The sequence below is a fragment of the Flavobacterium sp. genome, from assembly GCF_024305175.1.
In the GTDB taxonomy this organism is placed as follows: domain Bacteria; phylum Bacteroidota; class Bacteroidia; order Flavobacteriales; family Flavobacteriaceae; genus Flavobacterium.
This window is the reverse complement of the sequence record NZ_JAMWYY010000021.1, coordinates 15660-32193: the sequence shown is the minus strand read 5'-3', so window position 1 is coordinate 32193 and position 16534 is coordinate 15660. Positions and strand designations below refer to the sequence as shown.

Annotated in this window: 16 protein-coding genes; 7 read left to right on the top strand and 9 right to left on the bottom strand. The window is 43.3% G+C overall.

The features are described 5' to 3' along the window. Nucleotides 1-184: 184 nt before the first annotated feature. The 9 genes from Q0K96_RS07150 to Q0K96_RS07110 form a co-directional block, all read right to left on the bottom strand. Nucleotides 185-1870, bottom strand: coding sequence for an ABC transporter ATP-binding protein (locus Q0K96_RS07150; RefSeq protein ID WP_297333318.1), 1686 nt, complete (start codon nt 1868-1870; stop codon nt 185-187). A 5-nt stretch (nt 1871-1875) separates the two neighbouring features. Further along, nucleotides 1876-2658, bottom strand: coding sequence for an enoyl-CoA hydratase-related protein (locus Q0K96_RS07145; protein WP_297333317.1), 783 nt, complete (start codon nt 2656-2658; stop codon nt 1876-1878). A 16-nt stretch (nt 2659-2674) separates the two neighbouring features. After that, complete coding sequence (locus Q0K96_RS07140; protein WP_297333335.1) at nt 2675-4120, bottom strand: ATP-binding protein; 1446 nt, start codon at nt 4118-4120, stop codon at nt 2675-2677. 61 nt (nt 4121-4181) lie between these two features. Next, nucleotides 4182-4739, bottom strand: a complete 558-nt coding sequence (locus tag Q0K96_RS07135) for a CopD family protein (protein WP_297333316.1) — start codon at nt 4737-4739, stop codon at nt 4182-4184. Between the two features lie 4 nt (nt 4740-4743). Continuing rightward, the gene (locus Q0K96_RS07130; protein WP_297333315.1) at nt 4744-5436 is read right to left on the bottom strand and encodes a hypothetical protein; all 693 of its coding nucleotides are present in this window, start codon (nt 5434-5436) and stop codon (nt 4744-4746) included. A gap of 52 nt (nt 5437-5488) precedes the next feature. Continuing rightward, a complete protein-coding gene (locus Q0K96_RS07125) occupies nt 5489-5851 on the bottom strand; it encodes a hypothetical protein (protein WP_297333314.1) in 363 nt (120 codons plus the stop codon). A gap of 16 nt (nt 5852-5867) precedes the next feature. Further along, nucleotides 5868-7214: an MATE family efflux transporter gene (locus Q0K96_RS07120; RefSeq protein WP_297333313.1), complete on the bottom strand. Its 1347-nt coding sequence runs from the start codon at nt 7212-7214 to the stop codon at nt 5868-5870. After that, the gene (gene hemH / locus Q0K96_RS07115; RefSeq protein WP_297333312.1) at nt 7214-8245 is read right to left on the bottom strand and encodes a ferrochelatase; all 1032 of its coding nucleotides are present in this window, start codon (nt 8243-8245) and stop codon (nt 7214-7216) included. Before hemH ends, Q0K96_RS07120 begins: the two co-directional genes overlap by 1 nt. A 115-nt stretch (nt 8246-8360) precedes the next feature. Next, the gene (locus Q0K96_RS07110; RefSeq protein WP_297333311.1) at nt 8361-9233 is read right to left on the bottom strand and encodes an AraC family transcriptional regulator; all 873 of its coding nucleotides are present in this window, start codon (nt 9231-9233) and stop codon (nt 8361-8363) included. Nucleotides 9234-9461: 228 nt separating this feature from the next. Between Q0K96_RS07110 and hemA the strand changes: the two genes are divergently transcribed. From hemA to hemE, 7 genes are read left to right on the top strand one after another with little or no spacing between them, the layout of a single operon-like run. Beyond that, a complete protein-coding gene (hemA, locus tag Q0K96_RS07105) occupies nt 9462-10718 on the top strand; it encodes a glutamyl-tRNA reductase (protein ID WP_297333310.1) in 1257 nt (418 codons plus the stop codon). Then, nucleotides 10715-11683 carry a hydroxymethylbilane synthase gene (gene hemC / locus Q0K96_RS07100; protein ID WP_297333309.1) on the top strand — a complete coding sequence of 323 codons (969 nt, stop codon included), beginning with the start codon at nt 10715-10717 and terminating at the stop codon, nt 11681-11683. Before hemA ends, hemC begins: the two co-directional genes overlap by 4 nt. After that, nucleotides 11676-13412, top strand: coding sequence for a potassium transporter TrkG (locus Q0K96_RS07095; protein WP_297333308.1), 1737 nt, complete (start codon nt 11676-11678; stop codon nt 13410-13412). The genes hemC and Q0K96_RS07095 overlap by 8 nt, the downstream gene beginning before the upstream one ends. A 12-nt stretch (nt 13413-13424) precedes the next feature. After that, nucleotides 13425-14117 (top strand): TrkA family potassium uptake protein, encoded by a 693-nt coding sequence (locus tag Q0K96_RS07090; RefSeq protein ID WP_297333307.1) that lies wholly within the window; start codon nt 13425-13427, stop codon nt 14115-14117. After that, the gene (locus Q0K96_RS07085) at nt 14117-14779 is read left to right on the top strand and encodes a uroporphyrinogen-III synthase (RefSeq protein WP_297333306.1); all 663 of its coding nucleotides are present in this window, start codon (nt 14117-14119) and stop codon (nt 14777-14779) included. Before Q0K96_RS07090 ends, Q0K96_RS07085 begins: the two co-directional genes overlap by 1 nt. 3 nt (nt 14780-14782) lie before the next feature. After that, nucleotides 14783-15484 (top strand): hypothetical protein, encoded by a 702-nt coding sequence (locus Q0K96_RS07080; protein ID WP_297333305.1) that lies wholly within the window; start codon nt 14783-14785, stop codon nt 15482-15484. Nucleotides 15485-15498: 14 nt separating this feature from the next. After that, the gene (gene hemE / locus Q0K96_RS07075; protein ID WP_297333304.1) at nt 15499-16524 is read left to right on the top strand and encodes a uroporphyrinogen decarboxylase; all 1026 of its coding nucleotides are present in this window, start codon (nt 15499-15501) and stop codon (nt 16522-16524) included. Nucleotides 16525-16534 lie beyond the last annotated feature (10 nt).

The window sequence follows — 16534 nt, the reverse complement described above, 5'->3', positions numbered from 1 at the left end:
CTTTCAGCTTTCAGCTTTCAGCTTTCAGCTTTCAGCTTTCAGCTTTCAGATTTCAGATTTCAGATTTCAGATTTGGAAAAACAACTAAGTTACGAATAACCAGTAACCTAAAAACCAACAACTCGCAACGCTCAACTCGCAACGATTGACCATTAACCCGCAACCCGCAACTTGCAACGCGCAGTTACCTCCCCGGTATAGCGGCTATCAGTTTTTTAGTGTATTCTTTTTGCGGATGTTCGTAAAGCGCATCGGCTTCGTTCATTTCTTCTATACGGCCCTTGTTCATAACCACGACCTGGTCGCTCATATATTTAACAACAGCAAGGTCATGCGAAATGAAAATATAGGTAAAGCCGAAGTTCTCCTTTAATTCGTTAAGCAGGTTAAGCACCTGCGCCTGTACAGAAATATCCAAAGCGGAAACCGATTCGTCGCACACTATAAGTTTTGGTTGCAGGGCAATAGTGCGTGCAATGCCAATACGCTGTCGCTGCCCTCCGCTAAACTCGTGCGGGTAGCGGTTAAAATGTTCGGAGCCAAGTCCAACCCGGTTTAGTATTTCGAGTGTTTTTGCTTTGCGCTCCCTGTCGTTTTTATAGAGTTTGTGCACCTGCATAGGCTCCATAATGGCACGGCCCACCGTTAGCCTCGGGTTGAGCGATGAATACGGATCCTGGAATATAATTTGTATTTCTTTACGCAGTTCGCGTATTTGTTTTGCTGAAAGTAGCGAAAGGTCGGTACCCCGATATTTTATAGTGCCCGCCGTAGGCTTGTCCAGTTGCAGTATTGCATTGCCAAGGGTAGATTTGCCGCAGCCGCTTTCGCCTACCAGCCCTAAAGTTTCGCCTTCATAAATGGTAAAGCTTACATCATTTACCGCTTTAAACTTTACATCTTTGCCAAAAAGCCCTGCAGAGGAAACATATTCTTTCTCTACATTAATAACTTCCAGTAATGGTGTTTGCGCACAAAGCTTTTCATGTGCGGCCTGCCTTTGTTGTGGTGTGACTTCTGTTTTAGTAACAGTGCCCGCAAGATAATCCTGAATTGTGGGCAGGCGTTTAAGCCTTACATCCAGTGAAGGTCGCGAGTTAATAAGCGCTTTTGTGTAAAGGTGTTGCGGGTTGTTGAAAATGCTTTCAGCGTTGCCCTGTTCCACTATTTCTCCCCGGTACATTACCAGCACCCTGTCAGCAATTTCAGATACCAGCGAAAGGTCGTGCGAAATGAAAATGATGCTCATTCCCGTTTCCCGTTGCAGCTCTTTTAGCAGCAGTATTATTTCTTTCTGAACGGTAACATCAAGTGCCGTGGTAGGCTCATCGGCAATAAGTATTTTGGGTTTGCAGGCAATAGCCATGGCTATCATTACCCTTTGCTTTTGCCCGCCTGAAATTTCGTGCGGGTAGCGGTTGTATATTTTTTCCGGCTCGGGTAGCTTTACCTTTTCAAAAAGCGAGAGCACTTGTGCCTTTATTTGCGCGGCAGAAAGTTTTGTGTGCTGCTTTAGTATTTCGGCAACCTGGTAACCGCATTTAAGCGATGGGTTAAGCGAGCTCATAGGCTCCTGGAATATCATGCCGATAGCATTGCCGCGCATTTTTTGCAGTTCCTTCTGCGGAAGCGCGGCAATATCTTTTCCTTCAAACAGTATGGCTCCGTTTGTAACCTGTAAAACCCCTTTGGGCAACAGCCCCATTACCGCCAGCGAGGTCACCGACTTACCAGAACCAGATTCGCCTACTATGCCCAGTATTTCGTTTTGGTGCAGCACAAAGTCGCTGTCCTTAACAATGGGCAGCCACTGGCCTTCTTTCCGGGCCGATATGGTTACATGGTTTATTTGCAGCAGGGGTTGCTCCATTTATATTATTTTCCCGGGAATGCTGCTTTCCTTTTCTCAAGGAATGCTGTTGTGCCCTCTTTAAAATCTTCTGTACCGAATGATTCGCCAAATGCTTTTATTTCTGCTTCATAGCCGTTTACGCCATCTTCATAATTGGCATTTACCGCCTTAATGGCTTTTGCAATGGCAACAGATGAATTTTTAAGGATTTTACCCGCTAAGCCCTTGCAGTATTCCACAAGTTCCGGTTGCGGTACTACATGGTTTACAAGCCCCCATGCCTTTGCCTCTTCAGCACCAATCATTCCGGCAGTCATTATCATTTCCATAGCGCGGCCTTTACCTATAAGCTGCGGCAAACGCTGCGTGCCGCCATAGCCGGGTATTACGCCAAGTGATACTTCGGGCAAGCCCATCTTGGCATTATCTGATGCTATACGGAAATGTGCCGCCATAGCCAGCTCCAGCCCCCCGCCAAGTGCAAAGCCGTTTACTGCCGCAATAACAGGTGTATTAAGATTCTGCACAAAATCAAAAAGCATTTCCTGCCCTTTTGCGGCAAGCCTTTCGCCTTCCTCTACAGAAAAGTTGGCAAACTCGGCTATATCTGCCCCGGCTACAAAGGCTTTTTCGCCGCTTCCGGTAACAATAATAACTTTTACAGCAGCATCTTCATTAAAGTTTTTAAAGGCATTGTGCAATTCTTCTATTGTGGCTTTGTTAAGCGCATTTAGCTTGGTTGGCCTGTTTATGGTTATTACACCTATGCCCCCTTCAGCTTCAGCCAGTATGTTTTCGTAGTTCATTTTTTTCGGTTTATTGTTATATATTGTTTGTTGTTTCGGTGCTGTCTTCCTCTGTTATCGGGAAAGTAACGGTAAACATTGTGCCCTTGCCGCGCTCACTTTCAAAAGTGATGCTGCCGTTATAATTTTCTACTATATTTTTTATAATGCCAAGCCCAAGCCCCATTCCGCTGGTCTTGGTGGTAAACTTGGGTTCAAATATACGGTTCTTGTTTTCCATGCTTATACCTTTACCGTTATCTTTTACGCAAATCCGTGCATTGCTGCCCTCACGGTACACCCTTACCTCCACAAGCGGGTCGGGCTTATCTTCCGGCATTGCCTGTATGGCATTTTTAACAAGGTTGGTAATAATCCGTATTAGCTGTGTGCGGTCCATACGGGTAATTATTTCCGGTTCATCGGCAATAAATGCAATGTAGCTTTCATTAAATATTTCCAGCGCAAGCTGCACAATCTTTACCATGTTAATGGTTTCATTTTGCTGTGCAGGCATAGAGGCAAAGCTCGAAAACGCCGAAGCCACCGACGTCATGGTATCTATTTGCTGGATTAAGGTAGAGGCAAACTCATCCATTTTTTTATGGATATCGGGGTCTTCAGGGTTAAACCTGCGCTGAAAGCTCTGCACGGTAAGGCGCATCGGGGTTAGCGGATTCTTAATTTCGTGTGCTACCTGCTTTGCCATTTCGCGCCATGCCTGCTCCCGCTCGCTTTGTGCCAGTTTTGCCGCACTTTCTTCAAGGTCGTCCACCATTATGTTGTAAGCCTTTACGAGCTGGTTTATTTCCTGTGGCAAGTCTTTCTGGTTTATCTTTTCGTTAACGCTGCTAAGGCGAATTTCTGTAATGCGGTCACTTATCGTTTTAAGGGATTTGGTAATATAGCTGGATAAGAAATAGGCTATTATAATTGATATGAGCAGCATAAACGAATACACCTGCAAAAAACGCATTTTAAAATTGTCTATTTCCCTTTGCAGGTAGCCGTCGTCTTCTATATAGGGCATGCTTAATATGCCCAGGGGCTTAAATTTGGTGTCTTTTATGTAACTATAGGATGATCGGTACTTTTTCCCTTTTTCGGAAGTGTGCAGTTCCACAAACCTTTTTTCTGCTGTAGAACGAACGATGCGCAATATCCTGTCCGGTATCTTCTGGCTGATGGTATCTACAGAAAAAGCGGCTTTAGATGATTTCAGCAGGTGGCCGTTTAGGTCATAAATATTAATTTCTATACCGTGGATGTTAGCCAGTTCGTGAATGCGCTCGCGGAATATAAGCGGAAGGTTTTCTGTATTTAGCGGATAGGTGGTAGTACTCAGGATGTAGTTTATGTGTTCTTTTATGGCTTTTTCTTTGCGGTCTACCCTGTCCTGGTGGTAGTCTTTTGCCTCTTCTTTAAACTGGTAAATAGAAACGGCGGCAATAAGCAAAGAGGCAACGAGCGTAATGAATATCATCGACATGAATATCCTTACCCGCAAAGACCACCTTTTTATCTTTAACCGCTGTTTCATCCTTTCAGGAGTTGTTCTTATCCCTTATGCGCTTATAGAACCTAAAACCGAGCATAAGCAATATGGCAAATGCCATTATACCTATAACGCCATATACCCAGTTTATCGCATTTTTTAAAATTACCAAAAATACTACCGCAAACAAAATAAGCGTAGCGCCTTCGTTCCAGATGCGCATAAAATTGGTAGAGTACTTTATTTCATCCTGTTGCAATTGCTTAAATATCTGATGGCACTTAAGGTGGTACAGGTACAACAGGAAAACAAAAGCCAGCTTAACGTGCATCCAAGAAAAATTAAGCCAAACTGCGCCACGCTGGGTGCCAAACAGCATAAGGAAAGCAAAAAGGCTTGCCAGCACCGCCGAAGGCCATGTAATAATATACCACAGCCGGTAGCTCATCAGCTTGTATTGTTTGGTTAGTATCTCTTTTTCGGGAGATGGCTTTGCATAGGCCTCAATATGATATACAAACAGGCGCACAATATAAAACAATCCGGCAAACCATGTTATAACAAAGATGAGGTGCAAAGATTTTATATAGTCGTAATAGGGTTCCATCAAATTAAAATCTATAAAAAAGTTTCATGTCAAAGTTAAAATTTGCATTTGTTTTTGTACCGGCATCTTCAAGATAATTATAAATCCCGAACCATGATTCGTCATCATTATAGCCCGTACCTATAGAAACAGGATTTTTAACATTAGTATAAGTAACCTCACGACGCTTCATACCAAAGCCTGTTTTAGTGAGCAGGCCAAACTTTTCGGTAAAGTAAAACAAAAGGGTGTAATTAATATTTACTCCTGTTTTAATACGTTTATAGTCAGCGCTGTCAAAACTGTATTCAAAATTACCGGTATTATAGCGGTTTCTTATTTGTGTATCTGTATGGTGAATATAAAAGTATTCTGCCGAAACAAGGTGCTTGATTTTTGCATTATTGCGGAGGCTGTAAAAAATTTCAGGTCTTATTTCAATAAGCCTGTAACGGTCGAAAAAGAATTCATTGCCGCTTTCCTGTGTCATGTTTATAGCAGTGGCATCATTACCATATCCTGCTTCTATGCCTGCCCACCACCTGTTGGCAAAGCGGTGCATATAGCCTGCATTATACCTTGGGGCATACGTTATTGTTGGCGATAAAAGGCTTAGCGTAACTACAGATTTTAGGTTTTCGTGCTGTAATGTATCCTGCCCCTTAACCTTGCTAAAGGCTGTAAGCATCAGAATTGAAAGGAGCAGTTTGCATTTCATAGCTATACTTATTAATAATTTTATGCATGTTGGGAGATTTCGATAAACAAGCTCATTCGATTATAAGTTTAACATAGGTTTCTCCACCTTCCTCATATTCTTTATTATAAACATGCTTGCCTACGATTTCTGTAACTTTCTTAATATCCCTATATTCTCCTCCAAATTCAATTTTTAAGATATTTCCGGAATTATCTTCGCTGTCAGGAAAATCTGAAACATAGAGGCAATACTTATCTAATATATCTTCTAATGGATATTGTGAGTCCTCATTGTCTTCTAACTCAAATGAAAATGCAACACGATAATTAGTCTCATCCTCATCAGTTAAGTCTTGATAAATTCCCTTTTCTACAAGTTTATATTGCGACTGGTTTTTGTGCTTTTCTAAATCCAATAGTATAATATTTCTCATCAGCTTTATTTTTTACCTAAATATTTTCAGGTTTTAATTGCGTACTCATCTCTTTTTTAAGGAATAATCCTGTTATCAGTGTAGATAAAATGTCAGCAATAGGGAACGATACCCACACGCCAAAAATACCGATAAAATGCGGCAGAATTAGTACGAGCGGTATCAGGAAAAAGCCCTGCTTGCTCAGGGTAAGCAATAATGCTTTGGTTGCCTTGCCTGCCGCCTGAAAATAAGCCGAACCGATAAGCTGCACCGCTATAATGGGCGAAGCGGCAAAAACCCAGCGCAGTGCTCCGGGCGTATCTTCTATTACAGAAGGGTCTTTTGTAAATACGGCTACTATTGGTTTGGCAAATATTAAAATAACGGCGAATATCACTATTGCAAGTGCACCCGCATACTTTATGGCTGTGAATATAGACTCGCGCACCCTGCCGTAATTACCCGCGCCATAGTTATAGCCCGAAATGGGCAGGAAACCCTGTGTTACCCCCAAAACCGGAAAGAGCATGAACATAAGCATACGGCTTATAATGCCATAAACCGTTACGGCATGTTCACCGCCCTGTTCAAAGAGGGTATGGTTAAGTATTATGGCTAAGACACCTATTACACCCTGCCGGGCAAAGGTTACAAAGCTTAGGGAGGTTATTTCTCCCGCAAGCTTGTTATGCCATTTAAAATGCTTTAGCTGAAGCCGCAGCTCGCTTTTGTAAATAAAGAACCACACAAGGTAGGCAAAAGCTATAAAGAAAGATGTTGCCGTGGCAAGCGCCGCGCCAAAAATGCCCATGTCAAGCACTTGGATAAACAGTACATCCATGATGAGGTTGCCTAACGCCGATAGTATCATGGCTGTCATGGCATGGCGCGCCTTATCTTCGGCACGCACCACATTATTACCCATCATGGCAAGTGCCTGAAACGGCACAGCAAGCAGTACAGGTATAAAAAATATACGTGCGGGTTCTGCAATATCGCCGTTGGCGCCAAAAGCGTACAGCATTTCGTTGCTGAAAAACAGGCCTGTGATTACAAAAACCGATGCCAGCCCGAAAGCCATGATAATCTGGTGGGCAAAGGTAGCAAGCGCTTTTTCCTTATTATCGGCACCCAAAGCCCGCGACAGCACCGAGCTGCCGCCTATGCCTATAGCCATGCCAAGCGATGATATCAAAAAAGTAAGCGGCATAACTACTGTTAATGCCGCTATAGCAAGCGGGCCAATCCAACGGCCCACAAATATGGTATCTATCAGTATATTTATCGTCATGAACAGTATCCCTACCGATGCCGGAACAGCCTGTTTTATCAGCAGGCTTTTGATGCTTTTAGTAGCCAGGTCGGCAGAGGAGACTGACATTACATTACCGGTGTTTCAGCCGTTACCCAATCTTTTATCCAGTTGGCTACCACATCTGCCCATTCGTCGTTATCGTTAAGGCAGGGCACTGCTAAAAATTTTTCGCCGCCATGTTCCTTAAAATCTTCGTTGGCACGCATGGCAATTTCTTCCAGAGTTTCAAGGCAGTCTGCCACAAAGGCAGGGGTTACCACCGCAAGGTTTTTAATGCCCTTTTCAGGCATTTTGTTTATTTCAACATCGGTATAAGGCTCAAGCCATTTATCGCCCGAAAGGCGGCTCTGAAAAGTTAATGAGTATTTGTCTTCGGGTATGCCAAGCTCTTCCACAACCAGCCTTGTGGTTTCATAGCATTGGTGGCGGTAGCAAAACTTGTGCGCTGCAGATGGCGTTACGCAACAGGTATCGTTTATTTTACAGTGCGATTTGGTTACGTCTGTTTTACGGATGTGGCGCTCCGGTATGCCGTGGTAGCTAAACAACAGGTGGTCATAGTCAAAACCTTCTAAAGATGATTTTATGGTTTTAGCCAAGACTTTAATATAATCGGGCTTATTGTAAAAAGCAGGCACATCGGTAAAGGTCATGTGCGGGAATTTCTTTTTGCGTATTTCTTCCGCCAGTACTAAAATAGTAAGGGTAGAAGCCATGGCATACTGTGGGTACAGCGGGAAAAGCAATACCTCGGTAACACCCTTGTCGTGCAGTTCCTGCAGCCCCGTTTCTATAGAGGGTTTGCCGTAGCGCATGGCAAGTACAACAGGTACATCTGTTTTCTGCTCCACTTTTTTGTGCATGCGCTGCGAAAGCACAATAAGCGGAGAGCCCTCGTCCCACCATATCTGCTTGTAAGCATGTGCCGAGGCTTTAGGCCTTTTGCGCAATATAATGCCGCGAACCAGCAATGCCCTTAGCAGGAATGGTACGTCTATAACATATTTGTCCATCAGGAACTCGTCGAGGTATGGCTTTACATCTTTAGGGTCCGGGCTGTCCGGGGAGCCAAGGTTTACAAGTAGTACTCCTTTCATATTTTCTTAAAGGTAATGTTTGTTATTGGTGACACAGCTACTGCTCAAAAACCATGCGAGATACTGTGCTTCTTGCTTTTTTATGAGTTGTTTAGTTTAACTTAATCACTAGAGCTTACACACGCTCATTTATACTCATTAAATATTTCTTGGGCGTGGTGCCAAATTTCTTTTTAAAGGCAGCTATAAAATGGCTCGCCGTGCTGTAGCCAATTTTAAGTCCCACTTCATTCACATTATACGACCCGCTGTCTAACAACTTGCGGGCATACTCCATTTTATAGTCAAATAAAAAGCTGTACACACTGTCGCCATATATCTGGCGAAAGCCCATCTTCAGCTTTTTCAGGTTAATGCCCACCTGGTCGGCCAGTTCCTGCAACCCGGGCGGTTCTGCCATGTTGGCAATTACTATATCTTTTGCCTTACGTATTTTAATTACGTTCTCTTCGTCTATCAAAAAAGGGCATTGCTCGGCATTCGGGTCTTCTGCACGGTTAAAGTAAAGGCTGAGCAATTCGTATACTTTTCCTTTAAAATATAATTTTTTTATAGAAGGGTGCAGGTTAAAATGAAAAAGCTGGCTTAGCACAATGGCCATACTAGGGTTTATCTTGTCGTCTTTATAATATTTCCTGTCCTTGTTGCCTTCACTCAGGAAAGGTATGTAATCGGCCTCTTCAGAGAAAAAACTATGGAACTTCTTAATGGAAATAAGCACACTCAGCACCCACGAGTGCGGCGCAATTTCGAGGTGTACAGGCAGTTCTTTTTGCGGGTTATAGAGGAATAAAGATACTTCTTCACGCAGGTCCAGCGCATAGCGACCCTGGTTAAAAATAAACTTGGCGCGCCCCTTAACCCCAAAGTGGAATTGTATAAGGTCAACCCCAACTTCACGCTCAAAATGCTGCGTGTCGTCAGTATCATTCTGAAAGCGCATTACAAAAAAATTATCCTCAATTTGTATTTCCTCACGGGTACCCATAGCGGTATTTTTTTAGAAGCAGTTTAATCTCACGATGTAATTTTTATTTAGAATAGTTCTAAACTAATTTATTGCAAAGTGCTGATTTTATTGCAAATTTAATGTATTTGATAATATCATGGCAATTTCATGCCAAAATATCCGTGAGCGACACAAAAAGAACCTGTAGCGTTATTTTTAAAAAAATGTTAATAATAATTTTGTGATACTTTTAGGAAAGTGAGTAATATGGAGAATCATAACGGGTCGCGGCACCAGTACTTTTATGCTGTTGGTATAAGTTACAGGAAGGCTGATGCAGCGATGAGGGGTAAATTCAGTTTAAGTACAGAGGGCAGGCACAATGTGCTGTTGCAGGCACAGCGCGAGGGTATAGAAAGCCTTGTGGTGGTTAGCACCTGTAACCGTACAGAGATATATGGCTTTGCCCAGCACCCTTTCCAGCTTATTAAATTACTTACAGATAACAGCCAGGGCACGGTAGAAGAATTTCAAAGGGTGGCTTTTGTCTATAAAAATAATGAGGCCATCAACCACGTTTTCAGGGTAGGTACCGGGCTGGACAGCCAGATACTGGGCGACTTTGAAATTATAAGCCAGATAAAATCGGGTTTTACAGAATCTAAAGGCCTTGGGCTTGCCAATGCTTTTTTAGAGCGTCTGGTAAACTGTGTTATACAGGCCAGCAAGCGTATAAAGAACGAAACCGGGCTTAGCTCGGGTGCAACATCGGTATCGTTTGCATCGGTTCAGTACATTATGAATAATGTGCCCGATGTGCAGAACAAGAACATATTGCTTTTCGGTACCGGGAAGATTGGGCGCAACACCTGCGAGAATCTGGTAAAACACACCAAGAACGACCATATAACCCTTATAAACCGCACTAAAGACAAGGCAGAGAAAATTGCCGGTAAGTTTAACCTGCTGGTGAAAGACTATGATGTGCTGCCGCTTGAAATACCTAAAGCAGATGTGCTTATAGTGGCAACAGGCGCACAAACCCCAACCATTGACAGGGATATCATGATGTTGAAAAAACCGTTGCTGATACTGGACCTTTCTATACCCAAAAATGTAGATGACGATGTAAAGCAGCTTGAAGGCGTTACCGTGGTGCACCTGGATGATCTTTCTAAGATAACAGATGACACCCTTGAAAGCAGGAAAAAACACATACCGGCTGCCGAAGCTATCATCGCTGAAATTGAGGAAGATTTCATACAGTGGATAAATGCCAGGAAATTTGCCCCTACAATTAACGCGCTTAAAGAAAAGCTTAACACAATAAAAGAAACCGAATTAAACTTCCAGCGCAAAAAAATCAGTAATTTTGATGAGGAACAGGCCGAAATTATCAGCCAGAGGATAATCCATAAAATTACAACGCACTTTGCCAATCACCTCAAAGAAAGGGATACACTGGTAGACGAAAGTATCGAATGGATAGAAAAAGTCTTCCGTATCGAAAATACTGCAAAATGAACAAAGCCATAAGAATAGGCACGCGCGACAGCCAACTGGCGTTATGGCAGGCCCATACCGTACAGGCAAAGCTGGAGCAACTGGGATATAGTACCGAAATTGTAGCTGTTAAATCTGCCGGGGATGTGGTTCTTGATGTACCGCTTTACGAATTCGGTATTACGGGCATTTTTACCAAAACGCTTGATGTTGCCATGATTAAAGGCGAGGTAGATATAGCGGTACACTCTATGAAAGATGTGCCAACCGCCCTGCCAAAGGGCATAGTGCAGGCGGCCGTACTGCAACGTGCCAACACGCTGGACGTGCTCGTGCACAAAGGCGACACTTCTTTTTATACTACCGAGACTACTATAGCCACAGGCAGCCTTCGCAGGCAGGCGCAATGGCTAAACCGATATCCGCACCATAATGTAACCGACCTTAGGGGCAATGTTAACACACGCCTGCAAAAACTGCATGACAGCAACTGGGGCGGGGCCATATTTGCAGCAGCAGGCCTTGAAAGGCTGGAGTTCCTGAACGGGGAAACAGTAAACAGCCCGACTTTTAACGGGTTTGCAGAACCGCTGGACTGGATGATACCCGCACCGGCACAGGGCGCTATGGTTGCCGTGGCAATGGAAAACGACAGCTACTGCCGCGAAGCGCTGGCGCAGCTCAACCATGAGCCTACACAAACAGCCACACATATAGAAAGACAGTTCCTTAAAAAGCTGGAAGGTGGATGCACCGCGCCAATAGGTGCGCTTGCTACCTTTTTAGACGGAGAGATACGGTTTGAAGGCGCACTGCTATCTGTAGACGGAAAACAGAAGATACATATAGAGCGCACATTGCCTGCAGATGCTGATTACAGCAGCTTTGGCTTGCAGTGCGCACAGGAAGTACTTGATAACGGAGGTGCTGAAGTTATGCAGCAGATACGTGCAGTGCTTAACAAAAAAGAACAGGGAGATGTTTAAGAATATTTCAAATGTATTGTCAAAAATTTACGGCTTTGTGGATGTGCTCCTCATTGTATTCCTGATTTTTGACTTTGGATTTGAAGATACCCTCTCAACCTGGTTCGATAATAAAACCGTAATATTCGGGTTGCTGATTATAGCCCTGATAGGTTTTAATGTGGCGCGCTATATATACACCCACAAGCCCCCCATGAAAAAAATGCTTAAGGCTAATGTGCTTATACTGGCACTCACGCTTATAAGCGCTTCAATTGTTTACCTTTCCGCCGATGAGCTCGACAGGCTTTACAATACTAACCTTGTTATAGATACCGGGCTTATACTTTACTTTTTCCTAAGGCTTACAAGCCTTATCCGGAAACTGTATGCGCTGTACTATAACCCCACAATTCTGTTTGTAGGCAGTTTTGCCATTACAGGCTTTATAGGTGCTTTTTTATTAATGCTGCCCAATGCCACCACAAAAGGGATAGACTTTGCAGATGCACTTTTTACCTCTACAAGCGCAGTTTGTGTAACAGGCCTTGTAGTGCTTGATACTGCTAACGATTTTACCTTTATGGGTAAAACCGTTATACTGTGCCTTATACAGCTTGGCGGTATTGGTATGCTAACGTTTACCTCTTTCTTTTCATTCTTCTTTAAGCAGGGCTCTACCTTTCGTGAAGGTATGAACGTAGGGAGTTTTATGGACAGCGAAAACCTGCAGAATGTAATGCGGTTTGCCATGCGTGTTGTGGCTTTTACACTCGGTATAGAGTTAGTGGGCGCAATACTGATTTATTCTTTTGTTGCCGATATACCCGCTGTTCAAAATAAGATATTCTTTTCTATTTTCCACTCGGTGTCGGCATTTTGTAATGCAGGCTTTTCAACGTTTTCGGCAGGGCTTAGCGACCCATCCATTAATCAGGCTTATGCTTTTCAGTGGGTAATAATGCACCTTATCATACTGGGCGGGCTTGGTTATAACATAGTATTCAACTTTATACGCTATGTGCGCGATTTTGTGGTAAACAGCATTGTAAACCGCAGGCTGCACACACCGGTAAGGGTGCTAACGCTCAATTCGCGCATTGTTATCAGTACAACAGCCATACTGCTTACCGCAGGAACTATTTTCTTTTATTGTACAGAATCTGACGGTACATTTTCGAAGGAAACGGCATTCGGTAAAATAACCGCTGCCGCTTTTACATCAGTAACCACACGTACAGCCGGTTTTAACACATTCGATTTCGCAGCGCTGTCTATGCCTGCCATACTTTTTGCCATCCTTCTTATGTGGATTGGGGCCTCGCCCGGTTCAACAGGGGGCGGTATCAAAACAAGCACTTTTGCACTTGCCACCATGAATATTTTTTCGATAGCACGTGGTAAGGAAAATATAGAAATGCGCGGCAGGAAAATTAACAACCAGTCGGTTAAGCGGGCATTTGCCATTGTGTGCATATCACTCATGGTAATTGGCATGGGTATTTTAATGCTGCTCTTCTTTGAAAAAGATTTTTCGCTCATACAAATTGCTTTCGAGGTGTTCTCGGCTTTCAGCACCGTAGGGCTTAGCCTGGGTATAACCGCAAGCCTTAGCCTTGGCAGCAAATATGTAATAATAATTGTAATGTTCCTGGGCAGGATAGGGCTTTTAAACCTGCTTATAGGTATGCTTAAAACAATGGAGGCCCATAGTTATGAATATCCTGAAGAGAACATTTTGATTAACTAAAAAAAGAATTTTATGAAGATTATCATATTCGGTTTAGGGAATTTCGGGATGTCGCTGGCAGTTAACCTTACAGAGTCCGGAAATGAGGTTATCGGTATCGATAACAACATGAACAAGGTAAATATTGTTAAGAACCAGATATCGCATGCCATTTGCATGGATGCTACCAACGAGCTGGCTTACCAGGCGCTGCCTGTTAAAGATGCCGACCTTGCCGTTATTGCCATTGGCGAGAACGAGGGTGCCGCCATTATTGCCACTGCGGTAGTAAAAAAACTTACAAAGGCCAAAATTATCGGCAGGTCGCTTTCGCCCATACACGATACGGTATTACACGCCATGGGTATAGAAACAATTATACACCCTGAGCAGGATTTTGCCGAAAGGCTTGCCCGTAAAATAAACATGAAGGGTATAGTAGATAACTTTACCATAGATAAAAATTACAGCATATCAGAAATAAAAGCACTGCCTGAATTTGACGGTAAAACCCTGGAGGATCTGGAGTTTCGGGAAAAGTACCATTTGCAGGTAGTAACCATTATCCGTAAAAAAGATCGCAAAACCATTTTGGGTACTACTAATGTGGTAAACCAGTCGGAGGGTTTTATAACCAAAGACAGTGTTATCACAGCAGATGATATACTGGTGGTGTTCGGGCTTAATAAAGATATTGGTAAGTTTTGTAACCGTGCCAACCGATAATGCAGCATATCAGGATACTCTCGGCAAAAAAGCTGCAGCCCAACCAGCGGCAGTACCTGCTTAATGCAGGCTTTGCTGTTACAGAGGCCGATTTTATCGGGATTAAGCATAAAGACTTTGCTGCCCGGGATATTGCAGAAAACCTGATATTTACCAGTCAGAATGCCGTTAAATCGGTTACAGAAAAGTGCGGAATGGAGTTGTTAGCTGATAAAAAACTGTTTTGCGTAGGCAGCAAAACAAAGGCACTGCTTGAACGTGCTGGCTGCAGGGTAGAGGCCGCAGCCGATTATGCCGAAGTGCTTGCAGCAATAATAACAAAGAAGTACCGCCATGAAGCGTTTACCTTTTTTTCGGGTAACCTGAGGCGTGACACCCTGCCCGAAATGCTTAAAGAAGCCGGGGTTGCGCTGAATGAAACTGAGGTTTATGAAACAATTATAACACCTCATGAAATTAATGCGGTGCCCGATGGCATTTTGTTCTTCAGCCCAAGCGGGGTAGAAGGTTTTTTAAAAGAAAATGCCATAGGCAATGCCGTATGTTTTTGCATAGGTACTACTACGGCACAGGTCTTAAAGGATATAACAGATAATATCGTTATTGCCAATAAGCCAAGCGTAGAGAATGTTGTAATACAGTGTATTAATTATTATAAATAGCTTTTGAAAAGAATTTTATCCATAGTATTTTTAGTGTTATCTGCCCAGGTACTTTGGGCTCAGGATATTATGGAGTTTGTGGTAATTAAAGACCCAACCGATACTATTGTTAATATAAGGGAAAGCTATACTGCACAAAGCAGTATTATCAGTACAGTTCCTAATGGTACTTTATTGTTTTGTTTTGGGAGCAGGGGTAACTGGGCAAGTGTTGAGGCCATGACAGGCAATGAAATAAAAGGAGGATATATCTATAAAAATTTTGCAACCCCGATATATGCATTTACAGAATTAAAGCCAACCGATACGAAAGAGAATCAGCTTGTTTTACAAGGGCAGGGAATAGAGATTATAATTAGCACAGGCCCTTTTGATGAAAAACAGCACACCTACAAATATGATGAAACGGGTAAATATATAATTGCTATAGACGATAAATGGGTTTGGGGGACTGACGGTGGTATGCCCACAACCGAGTATAAGTCTGTTACAGTAAGTTTTAATGGAGATACAGTTACCTTACCTAAAGAAGCGCTGCATAACCTGTACCAGCCCAATTTTACACATACACGTGCTTATTATGATGAGGCAGCCGATGCTTTATACATAACTACTTTAAATAGTGATGGCGCCGGCGGGTATTGCCTTGTGTTTGTGATAAAAGATAAAAAGTATAAAGAAAGAGTAATGAATACAGGTTTTTAACCTAATATAACGATATGAGCATAAAGAACGACCTTTTTTTAAAAGCATTACGTAACGAAACCGTTGAGCGACCACCTGTGTGGATGATGCGCCAGGCCGGGCGATACCTGCCTGAGTTTCGTGCGCTTCGTGATAAATATGATTTTTTCACCCGTTGCCAAACACCGGAGCTTGCTGCCGAGATAACCGTACAGCCGATACGCATAGTAAAGCCGGATGCCGCTATTTTATTCAGTGATATACTGGTGGTGCCGCAGGCAATGGGCATAGAGGTACTGATGAAAGAGAATGTCGGGCCTTTCCTGCCTAACCCTATACGCTCTGTACAGGATGTAGAGCAGGTGCGCGTGCCGGATGTAAATGAAGAGCTTCGCTATGTAATGGATGCCATAAAGCTAACCAAAGAAATGCTGAATGATGAGGTGCCGCTGATTGGTTTTGCCGGCAGCCCGTGGACGATATTCTGCTATGCGGTAGAAGGCAAAGGGTCTAAGAGTTTTGATACGGCAAAAGGTTTCTGCTTTTCCCAGCCCGAAGCGGCGCATGCATTGCTGCAAAAAATAACCGATACTACCATAGCCTACCTAAAAGAAAAGGTAAAAGCAGGCGTAAATGCGGTACAGGTTTTCGACAGTTGGGGTGGTATGCTCAGCCCGGTTGACTACCAGGAATTTTCTTGGAAATACATCAACCAGATCGTTGAGGCGCTTGCGCCCGAAACCCACGTGATAGTATTTGGTAAAGGCTGCTGGTTTGCATTGGGCTATATGGCGCAGAGTAAGGCTTCGGCACTTGGCGTAGACTGGACGTGCTCGGCACGCAATGCACGCTACCTAAGTGGTGGAAATATAACCCTGCAGGGTAATTTTGACCCAAGCCGTTTATTATCACCTATCCCAACCATTAAAAAAATGGTGCACCAAATGATAGATGAGTTTGGTAAGGATAATTACATAGTGAATTTAGGGCATGGCATACTGCCAAACATTCCGGTAGATCATGCCAAGGCATTTATTGATGCAGTAAAGGAGTATAAATAAAATCAGTTAA

Excerpts from the sequence above, each read along its gene's own strand:
- Q0K96_RS07120 (WP_297333313.1), bottom strand. The coding sequence starts at position 7,214 with ATGTCAGTCTCCTCTGCCGACCTGGCTACTAAAAGCATCAAAAGCCTG.
- Q0K96_RS07095 (WP_297333308.1), top strand. The coding sequence starts at position 11,676 with ATGTTTAAGAATATTTCAAATGTATTGTCAAAAATTTACGGCTTTGTG.
- hemH (WP_297333312.1), bottom strand. The coding sequence starts at position 8,245 with ATGAAAGGAGTACTACTTGTAAACCTTGGCTCCCCGGACAGCCCGGAC.
- Q0K96_RS07145 (WP_297333317.1), bottom strand. The coding sequence starts at position 2,658 with ATGAACTACGAAAACATACTGGCTGAAGCTGAAGGGGGCATAGGTGTA.
- Q0K96_RS07150 (WP_297333318.1), bottom strand. The coding sequence starts at position 1,870 with ATGGAGCAACCCCTGCTGCAAATAAACCATGTAACCATATCGGCCCGG.
- Q0K96_RS07130 (WP_297333315.1), bottom strand. The coding sequence starts at position 5,436 with ATGAAATGCAAACTGCTCCTTTCAATTCTGATGCTTACAGCCTTTAGC.
- hemE (WP_297333304.1), top strand. The coding sequence starts at position 15,499 with ATGAGCATAAAGAACGACCTTTTTTTAAAAGCATTACGTAACGAAACC.
- Q0K96_RS07125 (WP_297333314.1), bottom strand. The coding sequence starts at position 5,851 with ATGAGAAATATTATACTATTGGATTTAGAAAAGCACAAAAACCAGTCG.
- hemC (WP_297333309.1), top strand. The coding sequence starts at position 10,715 with ATGAACAAAGCCATAAGAATAGGCACGCGCGACAGCCAACTGGCGTTA.
- Q0K96_RS07110 (WP_297333311.1), bottom strand. The coding sequence starts at position 9,233 with ATGGGTACCCGTGAGGAAATACAAATTGAGGATAATTTTTTTGTAATG.
- hemA (WP_297333310.1), top strand. The coding sequence starts at position 9,462 with ATGGAGAATCATAACGGGTCGCGGCACCAGTACTTTTATGCTGTTGGT.
- Q0K96_RS07090 (WP_297333307.1), top strand. The coding sequence starts at position 13,425 with ATGAAGATTATCATATTCGGTTTAGGGAATTTCGGGATGTCGCTGGCA.
- Q0K96_RS07140 (WP_297333335.1), bottom strand. The coding sequence starts at position 4,120 with ATGATATTCATTACGCTCGTTGCCTCTTTGCTTATTGCCGCCGTTTCT.
- Q0K96_RS07135 (WP_297333316.1), bottom strand. The coding sequence starts at position 4,739 with ATGGAACCCTATTACGACTATATAAAATCTTTGCACCTCATCTTTGTT.
- Q0K96_RS07085 (WP_297333306.1), top strand. The coding sequence starts at position 14,117 with ATGCAGCATATCAGGATACTCTCGGCAAAAAAGCTGCAGCCCAACCAG.